10 protein-coding genes are annotated in these 16,821 nt (G+C 47.1%); 4 read left to right on the top strand and 6 right to left on the bottom strand.

Translation table 11 applies throughout. The features are described from left to right. Positions 1 to 80: 80 nt before the first annotated feature. Positions 81 to 1,946 carry a methylmalonyl-CoA mutase small subunit gene (gene mutA / locus T433_RS0113190; RefSeq protein WP_027456125.1) on the top strand — a complete coding sequence of 622 codons (1,866 nt, stop codon included), beginning with the start codon at positions 81 to 83 and terminating at the stop codon, positions 1,944 to 1,946. 135 nt (positions 1,947 to 2,081) lie between these two features. Next, positions 2,082 to 4,247: a methylmalonyl-CoA mutase gene (gene scpA, locus T433_RS0113195; RefSeq protein WP_027456126.1), complete on the top strand. Its 2,166-nt coding sequence runs from the start codon at positions 2,082 to 2,084 to the stop codon at positions 4,245 to 4,247. Between the two features lie 79 nt (positions 4,248 to 4,326). Here the strand turns inward: scpA and T433_RS0113200 are convergent, their stop codons facing one another. From T433_RS0113200 to htpG, 5 genes are all read right to left on the bottom strand, one after another. Continuing rightward, positions 4,327 to 5,949 carry an MFS transporter gene (locus T433_RS0113200; RefSeq protein WP_027449703.1) on the bottom strand — a complete coding sequence of 541 codons (1,623 nt, stop codon included), beginning with the start codon at positions 5,947 to 5,949 and terminating at the stop codon, positions 4,327 to 4,329. 11 nt (positions 5,950 to 5,960) lie between these two features. Then, positions 5,961 to 8,198, bottom strand: a complete 2,238-nt coding sequence (gene dpp5 / locus T433_RS0113205) for a dipeptidyl-peptidase Dpp5 (RefSeq protein WP_027456127.1) — start codon at positions 8,196 to 8,198, stop codon at positions 5,961 to 5,963. A 38-nt stretch (positions 8,199 to 8,236) separates the two neighbouring features. Further along, a complete protein-coding gene (locus T433_RS0113210; protein WP_027456128.1) occupies positions 8,237 to 9,700 on the bottom strand; it encodes a DUF1846 domain-containing protein in 1,464 nt (487 codons plus the stop codon). Between the two features lie 23 nt (positions 9,701 to 9,723). Beyond that, the gene (gene yidC / locus T433_RS0113215; protein ID WP_027456129.1) at positions 9,724 to 11,595 is read right to left on the bottom strand and encodes a membrane protein insertase YidC; all 1,872 of its coding nucleotides are present in this window, start codon (positions 11,593 to 11,595) and stop codon (positions 9,724 to 9,726) included. Positions 11,596 to 11,854: 259 nt separating this feature from the next. Further along, on the bottom strand, positions 11,855 to 13,909 hold the full coding sequence (gene htpG, locus T433_RS0113220; RefSeq protein ID WP_027456130.1) for a molecular chaperone HtpG: 2,055 nt from the start codon (positions 13,907 to 13,909) through the stop codon (positions 11,855 to 11,857). A gap of 171 nt (positions 13,910 to 14,080) precedes the next feature. Between htpG and T433_RS0113225 the strand changes: the two genes are divergently transcribed. Together T433_RS0113225 and T433_RS15565 are read left to right on the top strand one after the other, a co-directional pair. Next, entirely contained in the window at positions 14,081 to 14,641 is a 561-nt protein-coding gene (locus T433_RS0113225; protein WP_027449708.1) for an NADH peroxidase, read from the top strand. Positions 14,642 to 14,744: 103 nt separating this feature from the next. Next, complete coding sequence (locus T433_RS15565; protein ID WP_162164210.1) at positions 14,745 to 16,025, top strand: right-handed parallel beta-helix repeat-containing protein; 1,281 nt, start codon at positions 14,745 to 14,747, stop codon at positions 16,023 to 16,025. On the opposite strand, the gene T433_RS0113235 is transcribed toward T433_RS15565, so the two are convergent. After that, a complete protein-coding gene (locus tag T433_RS0113235; RefSeq protein ID WP_027456131.1) occupies positions 16,022 to 16,624 on the bottom strand; it encodes a helix-turn-helix transcriptional regulator in 603 nt (200 codons plus the stop codon). The two genes, T433_RS15565 and T433_RS0113235, sit on opposite strands and share 4 nt — an antisense overlap. Between the last annotated feature and the right edge of the window lie 197 nt (positions 16,625 to 16,821).

A 16,821-nucleotide genomic window follows, 5' to 3' on the forward strand; every position in this document is an offset into this window, starting at 1 on the left:
TATTTTTTGCGGAATGTAATATTTTAATTATCTTTGCCACCTAGAAACTTATATAATACTACAAACATTAAAATAAAACTATGTCTAACGTCAAAGAAAAACTCTTTACCGAGTTTACGGCTCCAACCACACAAGAGTGGTTGGATAAGATCGAAGTGGACCTGAAAGGTGCCGACTTCCAGAAGCGACTCGTATGGAGAACGAATGAAGGCTTTAGTGTTCAGCCGTTCTATCGTCGAGAGGACCTGAAAGACCTCAAGGCCGTAGACTCTCTACCTGGTGAATTCCCATTTGTTCGTGGAAACAAGAAGGACTCTAACGAGTGGTATGTACGTCAGAACATCGAGGCTAGCGACCCAAAGGCCGCAAATGCTAAAGCTCTCGATGTGTTGAACAAAGGCGTGGATTCGTTGGGATTCCATATTCCTGGCCGTCTTGTGTCGATGGAAACCGTCAAGACTTTGCTCGATGGTATCTATTGCGATGTCATAGAGGTGAACTTCTCGACTTGTCAGCGTCATTCCCTTGAGTTGGCCGAGATCCTAAAAACCTATTGGCAGAAGACGGGCTACGATAAGGATAAAATTGTGGGTTCTATAGAATGGGATCCCATGAAGAAGATGTTGCTTAAAGGCAAGGATGTATCACCTGTATTGGCTTTTGGCCCCAAGTTGGCCGAGTCGCTCAAGGAATATCCGAATTTCCGAGGCGTAGTGGTTCATAGCGACACGCTCAACAATGCCGGTGCTTACATCGTTCAGGAGTTGGGCTATGCACTAGCCTGGGGTAACGAGTATCTGCAGCAGCTCACCGATGCAGGTGTGGATGTGGATACGGCAGCCAAGAGCATCAAGTTTAATATGGGTGTCAGCGAGAACTACTTCATGGAGATTGCCAAGTTTCGTGCCGCCCGTCTGCTGTGGGCTCAGATTGTGAAGCAGTATGAGCCTCAGTGCGATTGCGCCTGCAAGATGATTATCAATGCGACCACTTCTACATATAATCAGACCTTGTTTGATAGTTATGTGAACCTGTTGCGTTCGCAGACAGAGGCTATGAGTGCTGCGCTGGGTAGTGTACACTCGATGGTGGTAACACCGTTTGATGCGCCTTACGAGGAGGCTACCGATTTCTCAGAGCGTATTGCTCGCAACCAGCAGTTGCTCATCAAAGAGGAAAGCCACTTCGATCGTATCGTTGACCCATCAGCCGGTTCTTACTATATAGAACATCTCACTGATGCATTGGCTCAGGAGGCTTGGAAAATATTCCTGAAGGTGGAAGAGGAGGGCGGCTTCCTGGCTGCCATCAAGGCAGGAACTATCCAGGATGACATCAATGCTACCAATGTGAAGCGCCATGGCGATGCTGCCAAGCGCAAGGAGTTCTTGCTGGGTACCAATCAGTTCCCGAACTTCACAGAGAAGAGCGAGGGTAAGAAGGCCTACGAACATCATTGCGGTTGTGGTGGCGTGCACCATCATGGTGAAGATACTATTGCTTTCAAGACGATAGAATCCACTCGTTTAGCTGCTGACTTCGAGGACCTGCGTATCCATACTGAGGAAACCAAGGTGCCAACTGCCTTTATGTTGACTATAGGTAATCTGGCCATGCGTCAGGCTCGTGCTCAGTTCTCTTGCAACTTCCTGGCATGTGCTGGCTATAAGGTAATTGACAATCTGGGCTTCAAGACGGTAGAAGAGGGTGTTGATGCTGCGCTGAAGGCTAAGGCTGACATCGTGGTTATCTGCTCGAGCGACGATGAGTATGCCGAGTATGCTATTCCTGCCTTCAAGTATCTGAATGGTCGTGCTATGTTTGTGGTGGCTGGTGCTCCTGCTTGCATGGAGGACCTGAAGGCCGCTGGCATCGAAAACTTCGTTCATGTGAAGTGTAACGTGCTCGAGACACTTAAGGAGTATAATCAAAAGTTAGGAATCTAAAAGACCCTCTCCAACCCTCCCTGTAGGGAGGGAGTGGTTACTGGGATAAACATATAAAATAATAATATAATGTAGAATCCTCCCCACAAACATTCTACTCTCCCCCTTGAGGGGGAGCGGGGAGGGGGTCCGATTATGAGAAAAGATTTTAGCAAAGTACATATATACGATGGCATCAAGGCTCAAGATGGTGCCAAGTGGATTAAAGATAATCATATAGAGGCCAACTGGAAGACGCCTGAGCATATTGAGGTGCGCCCGGTTTATACGAAGGAAGACTTGGAGGGTATGGAGCACCTCGACTTTACGGCAGGTATCCCACCGTATCTGCGTGGCCCGTATTCGATGATGTACCCCTTCAAACCTTGGACCATCCGTCAGTATGCCGGATTCTCAACTGCTGAGGAGTCGAATGCTTTCTATCGTCGCAACCTGGCCTCGGGTCAGAAAGGTCTTTCTGTGGCCTTCGACCTGCCTACACACCGTGGCTACGACCCCGATAACGCTCGTGTAGTGGGCGATGTGGGTAAGGCTGGTGTAAGTATCTGCAACGAGGAGAATATGAAGGTGCTGTTCTCTGGTATTCCTTTGAATAAGATGTCGGTGTCGATGACCATGAATGGCGCCGTGCTGCCCATCCTGGCATTCTACATTGTAGCTGGATTGGAACAAGGCGCTCAACTCGAAGAGATGGCAGGAACAATCCAGAACGATATCTTGAAGGAGTTCATGGTGCGCAACACCTATATCTATCCACCTGCATTCTCAATGAAGATTATTGCTGATATCTTCGAATATACTTCGCAGAAGATGCCTAAATTCAATAGTATCTCTATCTCAGGCTATCACATGCAGGAGGCTGGCGCTACAGCCGATATCGAATTGGCATATACTTTGGCTGATGGTATGGACTATCTGCGCACGGGTGTGAATGCAGGTATCGATGTGGACGCTTTTGCCCCCCGACTCAGCTTCTTCTGGGCTATCGGTATGAACCACTTCATGGAGATTGCCAAGATGCGTGCTGGCCGACTGCTGTGGGCTAAGATTGTGAAGAGCTTTGGCGCCAAGAATCCTAAGTCTTTGGCTCTCCGTACCCACTCGCAAACTTCTGGTTGGAGTCTTACTGAGCAGGATCCCTTCAATAACGTAGGTCGTACTTGTATCGAGGCGATGGCAGCCGTCTTGGGTCACACCCAGTCACTCCACACCAATGCTCTTGATGAGGCGATCGCACTGCCTACCGACTTCTCTGCTCGTATCGCTCGTAATACTCAGATCTACATCCAGAACGAGACGAAGGTCTGCAAGCAGATTGACCCATGGGCAGGTTCTTACTATGTTGAGACACTGACTAATGAGTTGGTTCATAAGGCTTGGGAACATATCCAGGAGATTGAGAAACTAGGTGGTATGGCTAAGGCCATCGAGACTGGTCTGCCTAAGATGCGTATCGAGGAGGCTGCAGCCCGTACACAAGCTCGTATTGATAGTGGTGTGCAGACCATCGTTGGCACCAACAAGTATCGTTTGGAACATGAAGATCCTATCGATATCCTCGAGGTTGATAATACCGCTGTACGCAAGCAGCAGGAGGAGAACCTGAAAGAGGTGCGCAGTAAGCGTGATGAGGCTGCTTGTCAGGCTGCACTCAAGGCTATCACGGAGTGTGTGCGCGACTTTAATGAGGGACGAAAAAGCGAGAATAACTTGCTCGACTTGGCTGTCAAGGCTGCCCAGTTGCGATGCACATTGGGCGAGATTTCAGATGCCTGCGAGGAAATCGTAGGTCGTTATAAAGCAGTAATCAGAACAATTTCAGGCGTGTATAGTTCAGAATCAAAGAATGATAGCGACTTCGAGTTGGCTTGCAAACTGACAGATGAGTTCGCAGAGAAGGAGGGTCGCCGTCCTCGTATCTTCATTGCCAAGATGGGACAGGATGGTCACGACCGTGGTGCAAAGGTAGTGGCAACAGGTTATGCCGATTGTGGTTTCGATGTGGATATGGGGCCATTGTTCCAGACACCTGCTGAGGCTGCCCGTGAGGCGGTAGAGAACGATGTTCATGTGGTAGGTGCCTCTTCATTGGCTGCCGGCCATAAGACGCTGATACCTCAGCTCATAGAGGAACTGAAGAAGCTGGGTCGTGAGGACATCATGGTGATTGCCGGTGGTGTGATACCCGCTCAGGACTACGACTTCCTCTATAAGGCTGGTGTGGCAGCTATCTTCGGTCCAGGTACTTCTGTGGCTAAAGCCGCTGTCGAGATGATGAAGATTTTGCTGGATAAAGAATAGAAGTAACTTTATAACATTATAAAAGGAGGAGTCATCCTGTGTTGGATGGCTCCTCCTTTTATATTGTATGATAGTGAAATTACTCTTTGATGTTTGGCTCCTCAAGACCCAGATTCTTCTTCTTGTCAACAGCCTTTAGAAGAATACCCAGCAAGAGGGCTGCAACACCTAAAGAAGCCAACATGATGAGCGGAGCAGTATAGTCGAGCTCTGTAGCACTGACTCCCTCGGGGTTAGTGGCGTCGAGCACCTTACCGATGAGCATGGGGAATAGCCACAAACCGATGTTCTGAATCCAGAAAATCAGCGCATAGGCAGAACCGATGACCTTGGCATCAACCAACTTGGGCACTGAGGGCCACAATGAGGCGGGAACCAGTGAGAAAGAAGCACCCAGCACCAGAATGGTGGCATAGGCGATAATCACACCACCAACGGCACTGCCTTTGAAGAGAGGCAGAACAAAGGCGAAGGTGAGGTGACAACCAATCAGCAGCAGTGAGCCCAGTACGAGCATGCTGACTGCTTTTCCTTTGTGATCGAGATAGCTACCCAGGATGGGCGTGATGAGCACGGCCAGCAGGGGGAACACAGCGAAGATGCTCTCTGCGGTTTGGCGCATGAAGCCCATGTAGCAGTAAATGACGAGTGATACGATAGAAAGACACAGCAGACAGTAGCGGCGGGTCTTGTCTTTCTGGAAGTTGCTGGCAAAACCGGCGGCTGCAACCACCAGCATGATGACATACTGCCAGATAGTAACTGACTCACTAGCCCAGAAAGAACCGGCCTCTGGCTGAGTGAGGGTCAGGTTGCACTGCAACATGTTGACGGCATATTTCTGGAAGGGGAAGATAGCTGAATAGTAAAGTACGCAAAGCAGGGCTACAATCCAGAAACCGCTATCGGTCAGAATCTTGCCCAGGTCACTGATCTTGAAGGGGTCATCTTTTTCTTCAGCTTCACCGGTCTGTGCATCGAGCTTCTGGTCCATCACGAAATAAACAATCGTCATGATGACGGCAATACACATCAGTACAACGCCGAAAGCTACCGAACGGCTGACGCTCACTTCGCCACCCAAACGGGCAAAGAAGGGCGAGAAGATCATACAGGTGGCTACACCCAGACGAGCCAAAGCCATCTCTGAACCCATAGCCAGTGCCATCTCGCGGCCTTTGAACCACTTCACGATACCACGACTGACAGTGATGCCGGCCATCTCGCAACCGCAACCGAAAATCATGAAGCCGCAGGCGGCAAACTTAGCCGAGGCGGGCATACCCTCATAGAAGGGGCTGACACCCAGTTCGTCGAAGAGAGGAATGTAGTTCAGGTTGTTGTTAAACCAAGTCTCCAAAGCACTCCCAGCGAATGCTTCGCTTACGGCGTACCACTTGACGATGGCACCAACGAGCATGACAACAGTAGAGAGAAGCATGGTGAAACGAACACCCATCTTGTCGAGAATGATACCGGCAAAGATGAGGAAGAAGGCAAACACGTTGAGGAACACCTCAGAGCCTTGCATCGTACCGAAGGCGGTAGAGTCCCACCCACGGGTCTCTTGCATCAGGTCCTTGATGGGAGAGAGGATATCCATGAAAATGTAGGCACAGAACATAGCCAGTGCCAAGAGAAGCAAAGCGGTCCAGCGCATGGCAGCACTGTCGCGTAGAGTCTTTTGAATTGTTTGTGTCATATGTTTATAATTTATTTTTTCAACCATTTATCCAGCCACTCGAAGTAGGTGCGCTGCCACAGAATGCCGTTCTGAGGTTTCAGTACCCAATGGTTCTCGTCAGGGAAGATGAGCAGTTCGGCTTCGATACCGCGCATGCGAGCTGCATTGAAGGCACTCATACCCTGTGTGGCATTGATGCGATAGTCTTTCTCACCATGGATGACAAGAATAGGTGTATCCCACTTATCTACGAAACGATGGGGAGAGTTCTCGTAGGTTTTCTTAGCGCGAGGCGACTGGTCTTTGTTCCAGTAAGCATCGTCATACTCCCAGTTAGAGAACCAGTTTTCTTCGGTCTCGGTGTACATAGCCTCGAGGTTGAAAGCTCCATCGTGGGCAATGAAACACTTGAAGCGCTTGTCGTGATGACCAGCCAGGTAGTAAACAGAGAAACCACCAAACGAAGCACCTACAGCGCCAAGACGGTCGCGATCAACATACGACAGACTGTCGCAGGCAAAGTCGATAGCAGACAGATAGTCGTTCATACACTGACCAGTCCAGTCGCCACTAATCTCTTCGAGCCATTCCTGTCCGAAGCCAGGCAGTCCGCGACGATTAGGAGCAACAACAACATATCCCTGAGAGGCCATGATAAAGAAGTTCCAGCGATAGCTCCAGAACTGAGATACTGGACTCTGGGGACCGCCTTCGCAGAAGAGCAGGGTGGGGTACTTCTTGTTTTTGTCGAAATGAGGAGGCAGGATAACCCATGTGAGCATCTCCTTACCATCGGTGGTCTTCACCCAGTATTGTTCTACAGAAGGCTTGCCCAGTTGGTCAAGAATCTCCTTGTTGACCTCGGTAATCTGAGTAATCTTTGTGTCGCTGATGCTATCACCAGGAGTTACGGTATAGAGGTCGGCAGGCTCCAGATAAGAGTGACGCTCGGCCAGAATCTGCTTGTCGTTCAGCATCTGCAGCGAACCAAAGTCGGCCCAGTCTTTACTCAGCTGAGTAACCTCACCTTGAACGTTGGTGCGATAGAGATTCTCGGTGGCGTGCCATACACCTATATAATATAATGTACGTGAGTCAGGAGCCCAACAGAAATCGTCAACGCTAGAATCGAACGACTCTGTGACGAAGGTCTTGGCGTTGGCATGACGGTCTTTGGCAACGATGCTGAGATCGCATACGCAAAGGCGGTTGCGATCGCTCTCATAGCCATCGCGCTTCATTGAAAGCCAAGCTACATAGCGTCCGTCGGGCGAGAATTTGGGGTTGATATCATAGCCCACGTTGCTGTCTTTTACGTCAGCATGCTGGTTGATATACTGATTCTTCAGTGATTTTGTGGGATTGCAGATTCCGTCAGGAGAACCTACATATCCGCCATCTGACACTACTCCAAACTCACTACCTTTACACAGATTAATTGTCTTGTCTAAGTCGGCACTCTCCACGTCGTAAAGGAAGATGTCGCTATCCGTAGAGATGCTATAGCTGATGCCTGTCTTTGTGCGACAAGTGAAAGCGATGAACTTAGAATCGGGGCTCCAAGCCAACTGTTCCATTCCGCCGAAAGGTTCCATAGGACACTCGTAGGGTTCGCCTTCGAGGATATCCTTACCTTCGTTGGTAATTGTGAGGTTGTCGTTTACGTTGAAAACAAAGGGATGCTGAATGCTTTCTACATAGTGATCCCAGTGACGGTACATGAGGTCGGTAACCACGCGACCTGTGGTTTTGGGCAGGTCGGCAGGCTTCTCTTTGATAATCTCGTTGAAGGGAATGCTCTCCAGAACGATGACTCTTTTGTGGTCGGGCGAGAACTGGAAGCCCTCTGCCTTTCCTTCAGTGTTAGAGAGTTGCTTGCGACTAGAACCTTTGAGGTCCATTTTCCATACTTCGCCACCTTTCAGGAAGGCAATAGTCTCATTGTCGAGCCACTGAGCGTCAGTCTCATTATCAGCATCTTCGGTGAGCTGCTTTTGTTCTGAGCCGTCGGCATTCATCATCCAAAGAACTTGATGACTCTTGTTCTCTTCTACACTATAATAACCCATCTGGAATACGATATGTTTACCATCGGGCGAAGCCTGATAGCTACCAATTCGACTCATGGCCCAGAGTGCTTCTGGGGTCATTTGGTCGTTTTCCAACTGGATTGTCTGCTTTTGGATGTTCACTTGGTCGTTGTCTTTCTGTGTGCCACAAGCTGTCAGCATCATGACTGCTGCGGCAGTTGTTAGTATATGCTTCATACTCTATCAGATTTGGTCGTATGGTGTTGACTGTTTTTTTATTTCTTTCTAACAGGGTCGCAGGTGAGTCCACAGCCGAGTTTCTTGAATATCTTGCGGTCAACCTCGCTGAGCATCACGGTGCTGTGAACCTGACAGCCACGTAGCTGTGGCAGTTGCTCGAGTGCCTTGCGGCAGTTGTCGTCGTCGGGCGACAACACAGAGAGTGCCACGAGGACCTCGTCGGTATGCAGACGTGGGTTTTTGCCTCCCAGATATTCAATCTTGGTCTTCTGCACAGGCTCGATGAGACTCTGAGGAATCAGTTTTACCTCGTGGCCGATACCAGCCAGATGCTTCATGGCATTCAGCAACAATGCTGCGCTACATCCCAGAAGAGGACTTGACTTTGCCGTAATGATGGTTCCATCTTCCAGTTCCATAGCTGCGGCGGTCTGCTCGGTCAGCTCCTGTTTGGCTGCGGCAGCAACCGTCACGCGGCGATATGCGGTAGTGATCTTCGCCTGGTTGAACAGCATGAGAATCTTGTTGACCTCGCGTTCGTTGTCGATACCATCGGCCATCTTATTGGTGGCATCATAGTAACGGCGAATGATTTCGTCGCGGCTGGCCTGACAGCAAACCTCATCGTCGCTGATGCAGAAGCCAACCATGTTGACACCCATATCGGTGGGCGACTTATAGGGGTTCTCACCATAAATACCTTCGAACAATGCATTCAGCACAGGGAAGATTTCGATGTCGCGATTGTAGTTGATAGCAATCTTGTCGTAGGCATCCAGATGGAATGGGTCGATCATGTTAACATCGTTCAGGTCGGCCGTGGCAGCCTCATAGGCAATGTTGACGGGGTGCTTCAAAGGCAGGTTCCACACGGGGAATGTCTCGAACTTAGCATAACCGGCACGTACACCACGCTTGTTCTCGTTGTAAAGCTGAGAGAGACAAACGGCCATTTTACCAGAACCAGGTCCTGGTGCTGTGACGATGACCAGTTCGCGTGAGGTCTCCACATAATCGTTCTTGCCGAAACCTTCATCGCTGGCAATGAGTTCCACGTTGTGGGGATAGCCATCGATAAGATAGTGAACGTACGATTTGATGCCCATTCGTTCCAGTCGATGACGGAACTGGTCGGCAGCCTTCTGACCATTGTAGTGTGTGATGACGACAGAGCCTACCATGAAGTCGCGATTCATAAACTCTTCGCGAAGACGGAGCACATCCTCATCGTAGGTGATGCCGAGGTCGGCACGTACCTTGTTCTTCTCGATGTCTTCTGCGCTGACCACAATAACAATCTCCAGTTGGTCGCGCAGTTGAGCAAACATGCGCAGTTTTGAATCGGGCTTGAATCCTGGCAATACGCGAGAAGCGTGGTGGTCGTCAAACAGTTTGCCACCTAACTCCAGATATAGTTTGCCGTTAAACTGTGCTATTCGCTCACGAATATGCTCTGATTGTATCTTCAGATACTTCTCATTGTCAAATCCAATCTTCATTTGTTTGTGAATGTGTTTATGGTTTATTTCTTATATCCGTTCTGACGTTGACGCTGCAATTCCTCGGCCTGTTTCTGCATAGCCTCCAGGCGGGCAGCCAGTCCGCTTTGCTTCTTGGGATTGTTCTTGTTCTCCTTATAGCGTGCTTCAAGGATAGCCAGCAGTTTGGCATCGTCAGTTGTCTTGCGCAGTGTCCACATGATGGCTGCAGAGAAGAACAGAGAGATGAAGTAGTAGAAGTTCAGACCTGCAGAGTAGTCGTTGAACATGAAGAAGAACATGAGTGGCATGAGGTACATCATCCATTGCATCATCTTCATCTGCTCGGCCTGCTGACCTACCATCTGATCGCGCTGCTGACGCATGGTCATATAGCTATAAAGGATATTTGATACGCAGAAAAGGATACATGTCAGCGAGAGATGATCGCCAATGCCCCATATGTGGGTTCCCCATTCTACGATGGGGTCGTAGGTTGACAGATCGTTGATCCACAAGAAAGACTTGCGACGCAGCTGGATGGCATTAGGCACGAAGTTGAACATTGCAATCCAGATAGGCATCTGAATAAGCATGGGCAGGCAACCTCCAAGAGGAGAAACACCATACTGTGCGTAGAGCTGCATCATGGCCTGTTGCTTTTGCATCTGGTCTTCTGGCTTGTTGTATTGCTTTGTAGCTTCGTCGAGTTTGGGTTTCAGCACGCGCATCTTTGCGCTAGAGAGATAGCTCTTCTTTACCATGGGGAAGGTGATGGCCTTCAGCAAGAGAGTAATGAGAATGAGTACGATACCCATGTTGAATCCAAACTGGGTGAGGAAGTCGAATACGTAAAGTGTAAACCAACGGTTGATGATGCGGAAGAGGGGCCATCCCAGATATACAAGCTGTTCGAGGTCAAGGTCTTTGCCGAATGTGCTCTGCTCCTCGACGCTCTGAATCAGACGGAAATCGTTAGGACCGATATACATCTCAAACTCAGAAGCTTCCTGACCCGTGGGATCGAACTTTGTTGTCAGTTCTGCCTGATAGTGCTTCAGGAAACCAGTACCTTTCTCCTGTGGGGTGCTTACCAGATGAGCGCCTTTCTGGAAATCATCTTTCGCAATGAGAACAGCAGAGAAGAACTGGTTCTTGAATGCAATCCAATCGAGTGCTTTTTCTGTTGTTTCTTCATCTTCTGAAGTCTCGCTCAGATAGTCAGTATCACCCTCTGTCTCTTTGTAGGTTAGGGTAGAGTAGCGATTCTCGAACATGAAACCTGCTTCTTGCTGGCGGCATGAGTCCTGCCATAGGATGGTCATATCCTTCAGTGTAGAACTGAAGTGCTTGCTCATGTTCTGAGCCTGTACAGACATGTGGAGCATATAGTTAGGTCCCAACTCGTAGTTGATTTGCAATTGTCCACCGTCGTTGGTCTCTGCAGTCATCACCAGTTTCTGGTCACCTTCCTTATGAGCCGTGAAGTATAGGTTTTGTGTGTTGATATTGTCTTCCTTACCATCGATGACAAAGTTCATCTGCTGTCCTTCGCTGGTGAAGAGCGTTACGTCGGCGTTGTTGTCACGATCTTCGAAGTTCAAGATCTTGGCACTTGCCAGCGAGCCTCCCTTGGTGTTGAAGCTCAGAACCACCTTGTCGTTGCTGAGTGTCACAACTTCGTTCTTGCCATTCATGGCATTGTAGAACAGGGCAGCACTATCGACAACGGCTTCTGTTTTTGCAGCGTTAAGTGCTTCTTCTTTCTGTTGTTCTGCATTTGCCTGTATTTGCGCAATGCTATCCTGCTGTCTCTGATAGGCATCTATCTCTTCTTGAGTGGGTTGAGACCACCAGTTAAACAAAACTAATAAAACCGCAATAAGGGCAAATCCCGTAAGAGTGTTTTTGTTCATTTTTATTTGATATAATGTGATTACTTCTTATAAAACAAGGTGCAAATTTACAACTTTTTTTTGATAACTAATGTTTAATCATTTACTTTTTTGGAGTTTATAACATATTAAATGCAATGCATATTAATGGGGTAAAACATCTCTGCATTTATCTGACTTACAGAAAAGTGCCACTTTAGTCATGGAAAAGTTACTGTTTTCCGATGCTAAAGTGGCACTTTTATGGTGCAAAAGCTATGCTTTTACATAGGGATAGTTGTTATTTTATCAAGTCAAAGCTACGTTTCAGGAACTTATCCAGCGACTCGCCTTTCAGCATACCATTCTGAAGCAAAGCCAAGTCGATAAGCTGGTGCACGATGGTGTTCTTCTGAGCATAATCGCTGATAAGCTGTTCTTTCTTCTTTTTCAGATCGTCGATAGTGCTCTGAGTCTTGGTCTTGTCGTCTTTTTCTTCCTGAGTAATCTCTTCGGGCTTCTTCTTCTCAGTTTTCTGATTGAGTGCAGCCATACGCGCTTCTTGTCCTTTCAGCTCGCTCTCGATAGGATTGAGGTCGGCGGAGAGTGCAGATTGTGCCTCGTTGAGCACCTCCTTGATAAGGCGATGATCGCTGTTCAGTACCAGATTGAATGAGTCTGGCATCTGACCATAGAAACTCATACCACTCTGATAACGGCTCATTTCCTTCATGCGTCGCATCCATTCGTTTTGAGTAATAACTACAGGTCTCTGCTCCTCACCCAGGCTGTTGACCTCTACGAGGAACTCTGCTTTCTCCAGTTTTGGCATCTGTGACTGGAATACGGCTGTCAAATTGTCACGCTCGTTGTCTGCCAGAGTGCACTTGGGCGCGTCGTCTTTCTGAATCAGGTGATCCACGGTGTCTGCGTCCACACGAGTGAAGCGGCTCTTCTCGAATTTCTGTTCCAGGGTCTGGATGCAGGGAACGTCGAGCTGTCCGTCAAACAAGAGCACTGAGTAGCCCTTGTCTTGTGCGGCCTTGATGTATGAATACTGCTCGTTGAGATTGGTGGCGTAGAGATAAATCAGGTTGCCGTCCTTATCTTTCTGTGTAGTCTCAATCAGGGTCTTGTATTCATCAAAGGTGAAGTACTTGCCTTCGCTGTCCTTAAACAGAGAGAAGTCTTTGGCACGATCATAGAAGTTCTCCTCGGTAAGGATGCCGTAGTTGATAAAGATCTTGAGGTTGTCCCATTTCTCCTCAAAGGCCTTGCGGTCTTCGTTGAAGATAGCCTTAAGTCTATCAGAAACCTTCTTGGTGATATAGGTCGAAATCTTCTTTACCTCACGGTCGCTCTGCAGGTATGAACGGCTCACGTTCAGAGGAATATCTGGCGAGTCGATAACACCATGAAGCAGGGTGAGGAACTCAGGTACAATGCCTTCAACCTGATCTGTTACAAATACTTGGTTGCAGTAAAGCTGAATCTTGTTCTTCTGAAGTTCCAAACTGTTCTTGACCTTGGGGAAGTAAAGGATACCTGTCAGGTTGAATGGGTAGTCAACATTCAGGTGGATCCAGAACAAGGGTTCGTCCTGCATGGGGTAGAGTGTGCGATAGAATGACTTGTAATCCTCGTCTTTCAGCGTAGATGGAGTCTTTGTCCACAGAGGCTCTACATTATTGATGATGTTGTCTTCGTCAGTGTCAACCTGCTTGCCGTCTTTCCATTCGGTCTTCTTTCCAAAAGCCACTGGGATGGGCAGGAACTTACAGTATTTGTTCAGCAGACCTTCCAACTTGTTCTTCTCAAGGAAGTCCTTGTTGTCATCGTCGATGTAGAGGATAATGTCTGAACCATGATCTGCACGTTCGGCATCGTCAATCTCGTAGGCAGGACTGCCATCGCAGCTCCATTTCACGGCCTTTGAACCTTCCTTCCACGACTTAGTGATAATTTCTACCTTCTTTGATACCATGAAAGAAGAGTAGAAACCCAATCCGAAGTGACCGATGATGTTGTTGGCATTATCTTTATACTTCTCCAGGAATTCGGTGACGCCCGAGAAAGCAATCTGGTTGATATATTTGTCGATCTCCTCCTCAGTCATTCCGATACCATGATCACTAATGGTAATAGTACCTTTCTCGGTGTCAAGGTTCACGCGAACTGTCAGGTCGCCAAGTTCTTCTTTGTATTCACCCTTTTCGGCAAGTGTCTTCAACTTCTGTGTGGCGTCAACAGCATTGCTGACCATCTCACGAAGGAATATTTCCTGATCGCTATAGAGAAACTTTTTGATGACGGGGAAAATGTTCTCTGTCGTAACCCCGATGTTACCTTTTTGCATGATATAATTAATTTAACGTCTGCTCAAGTCTTTGCAAATACCGTGCCAAAGACAGGAGTTGAAAGTTGAAATAAAAAAAGAAAGAAAAAGTGCTTTTTGTTTTGTGATTTTGATTATAATGTTTATCTTTGCAACATAGATTTAAATGCTAACCAACTAAATTTATATTTTATGAAGAAGAAATTTATATGCGCTGTTTGTGGATATATCTATGAAGGCGAGTCAGCACCCGAGAAGTGTCCTATTTGTAAAGCACCAGCTTCTAAGTTCTCTGAGTTAAAAGAGCAGGCCGGCGAAGTGACATATGCTACTGTTCACCGTCTGGGTGATGGTAAGATTGAGGGCGTGCCCGAAGAAATGATTAATGAGTTGCGCAACAACTATCACGCAGAATGCAGCGAGGTTGGTATGTATCTGGCCATGGCTCGTCAGGCTGATCGTGAAGGTTATCCTGAAATTGCCGAAGCCTACAAGCGTTATGCTTTCGAGGAGGCTGATCATGCTAGTCGTTTTGCAGAACTGCTGGGCGAAGTGGTCTTCGATACCAAGACTAATTTGGAGAAGCGTGCCGCTGCAGAGGAAGGCGCTTGTGCCGATAAGTTTGAGCTGGCAAAGCAGGCCAAGGCAATGGGCTTCGATGCTATCCATGACACCGTTCATGAGATGGCAAAAGACGAGGCTCGTCATGGAGCAGGCTTCTCTGGTTTGCTAAAGCGCTACTTTGGTAAGTAATTATATAATAAAATAAGGAATAATCCGTTTTGTCTATATGATGAAACGGATTTTTTTATTCTCAATTATACTGTCAGCACTATTCTCCTGCTCAGATGATGACTTGTTTACCACAAGTCAGTCGGCTTTGTTGAACTTCTCAACAGACACCGTTAAGGTAGATACCGTCTTTACGTCTATCGGTTCGCGGATGTATGACTTTTGGGTCTATAACTCCAATAAGGAAGGTGTTCGATTAAAAACGGTACGACTGCGAAATGGCAACCAATCGGGTTTTCGTGTAAATGTAGATGGTAGCTACCTCGACAATTCTTTAGGTTCCGTGGTATCTGATTTAGAAATTCGTAAGGGTGACAGTATTCGTGTGTTCGTAGAGTTGACAGCACCAGAGAACAAAAGCACAATGCCGCAAACGATAGAGGATGATATCCTGTTTCAGTTGGAAAGTGGCATCCAGCAAAAGGTGAACCTTAGAGCCGTTTCATGGGATGCTGATATAAAAAAAGATTGGGTCATAAAGTCAGATACCGTCGTAGAAAGCGCTCGTCCTATCGTGATTTATGGCAGTTTGACAGTAGATAGCGCCGCTTTATTGAACATCAGGAATACCACACTATACTTTCATGATGGTGCTGGGGTAGAAGTCTATGGTACGATGTTTGCCAAAAACGTGGTCTTTCGTGGCGACAGACAAGATCATATGTTCGATTATCTGCCGTATGATCGCGTGAGTGGTCAGTGGAAAGGTATTCGTTTACATAGCTCATCAACGGAAAATGTGATTCTGAATTCCGAGATTCGTAATGCCGTCAATGGCCTGGTGTGTGACTCTGCTGAATATACCGAGAGCGACTGCCGGTTGTATATGAATCATACCATCGTGCACAATAGCAAGGGACATGGGGTAGAGCTTTTTAATGCTTATGCAGAGTTTTTGAATTGTCAGTTTACCAATGCTCAGGGAGATTGCTTCTCTGTTCATGGTGGATTGGCTTTGATAGACTCATGTACTTTTGGACAATTCTATCCATTTGCTGGCGGCAGAGGCGCCGCTCTTCGCTTCTCCAATTATTATAAAGACTATAATTATCCGCTTTTAGGTCTGCAAATGAAAAATTCTATTGTCACGGGCTATGATGAGGATGTGGTGATGGGCGAGTCGAAAGATACTACTGTGGCATATAGTTATTACTTCGAGAATACACTTCTTCGTACGCCAGAGATCAAAGACTCTGTATTTCAGACTTTTGTCAACGTGAAATGGGAGAGTCCTAAAGATTCTATTCAGGGAAAACAACACTTTGTGCTGATTGATGAAGATAATCTAAAGTACGATTTCCATCTTGATTCTCTCTCGACGGCAAAAGGAATGGGCTGCTATTAAATCTTGTTGATATCTACATATCCATGCATCACGGCATAGATCGTAAGAGCCGAAACACTCTTAAAGCCTAGCTTGTCCATGATGTTTTTCCTGTGTGTAACAACAGTGGCTAACCCAATGTGTAGCTTCTCTGCTATTTCCTTGTTGATATAACCTTGCACAATCAAGGAAATAACTTCGATTTCTCGGGTGGAAAGGATGTTCTTTCTAAGTGCCTCAGGCATCTCTGGCAGATTTTTCCCGTGACTATGACCATGCTGCTCGAGCATGAGTAGAGATCTTACCAATTCGTGTTCTGGCACGTTGATACACATCGAGTGGAATTCCTTGAGCTGGCTGCTGTCTTCTCGTGACATCGTAAGAACAATCGTCTTTCTCCTGTATTCTCGGAAAAAGTCAATATGCTCAAGGACTATATTCATAGATACAAAAAAGTGCGCATATTTTTCGTGGTGATTGGCTGCCAGTTCTGCCAAAGAATTGTATGTGTCAATCTTTAAAATTGGCAATACATTCTGCAGCAACTGTTTCAGTCCTAAAACAGCTAATGTGTTCGAATCAACGATTGCAATATGTGGACGTTCCTTGTATGAATTCATAATCAGTTTGCAAAGGTACTACTTTTTTCAATTTGTACCAAGAATGTTGTTTTGAAAAAATATAAAAAAGTAGCCTAATCATTAAATTATATTAAATATCATATTGGTGGAGTGCAAAAATGTTGGAGGCTATAATAAAAATGTATATATTTGCACCGTGTTTTTCATGGTATTAGATTATTAAGGTTAATTTTGAA

Origin of the sequence: Xylanibacter brevis ATCC 19188, from assembly GCF_000621725.1 — a bacterium.
GTDB classification, from domain to species: Bacteria; Bacteroidota; Bacteroidia; order Bacteroidales; family Bacteroidaceae; genus Prevotella; species Prevotella brevis.

Excerpts from the sequence above, each read along its gene's own strand:
- mutA (WP_027456125.1), top strand. The coding sequence starts at position 81 with ATGTCTAACGTCAAAGAAAAACTCTTTACCGAGTTTACGGCTCCAACC.
- scpA (WP_027456126.1), top strand. The coding sequence starts at position 2,082 with ATGAGAAAAGATTTTAGCAAAGTACATATATACGATGGCATCAAGGCT.
- T433_RS0113200 (WP_027449703.1), bottom strand. The coding sequence starts at position 5,949 with ATGACACAAACAATTCAAAAGACTCTACGCGACAGTGCTGCCATGCGC.
- dpp5 (WP_027456127.1), bottom strand. The coding sequence starts at position 8,198 with ATGAAGCATATACTAACAACTGCCGCAGCAGTCATGATGCTGACAGCT.
- T433_RS0113210 (WP_027456128.1), bottom strand. The coding sequence starts at position 9,700 with ATGAAGATTGGATTTGACAATGAGAAGTATCTGAAGATACAATCAGAG.
- yidC (WP_027456129.1), bottom strand. The coding sequence starts at position 11,595 with ATGAACAAAAACACTCTTACGGGATTTGCCCTTATTGCGGTTTTATTA.
- htpG (WP_027456130.1), bottom strand. The coding sequence starts at position 13,909 with ATGCAAAAAGGTAACATCGGGGTTACGACAGAGAACATTTTCCCCGTC.
- T433_RS0113225 (WP_027449708.1), top strand. The coding sequence starts at position 14,081 with ATGAAGAAGAAATTTATATGCGCTGTTTGTGGATATATCTATGAAGGC.
- T433_RS0113235 (WP_027456131.1), bottom strand. The coding sequence starts at position 16,624 with ATGAATTCATACAAGGAACGTCCACATATTGCAATCGTTGATTCGAAC.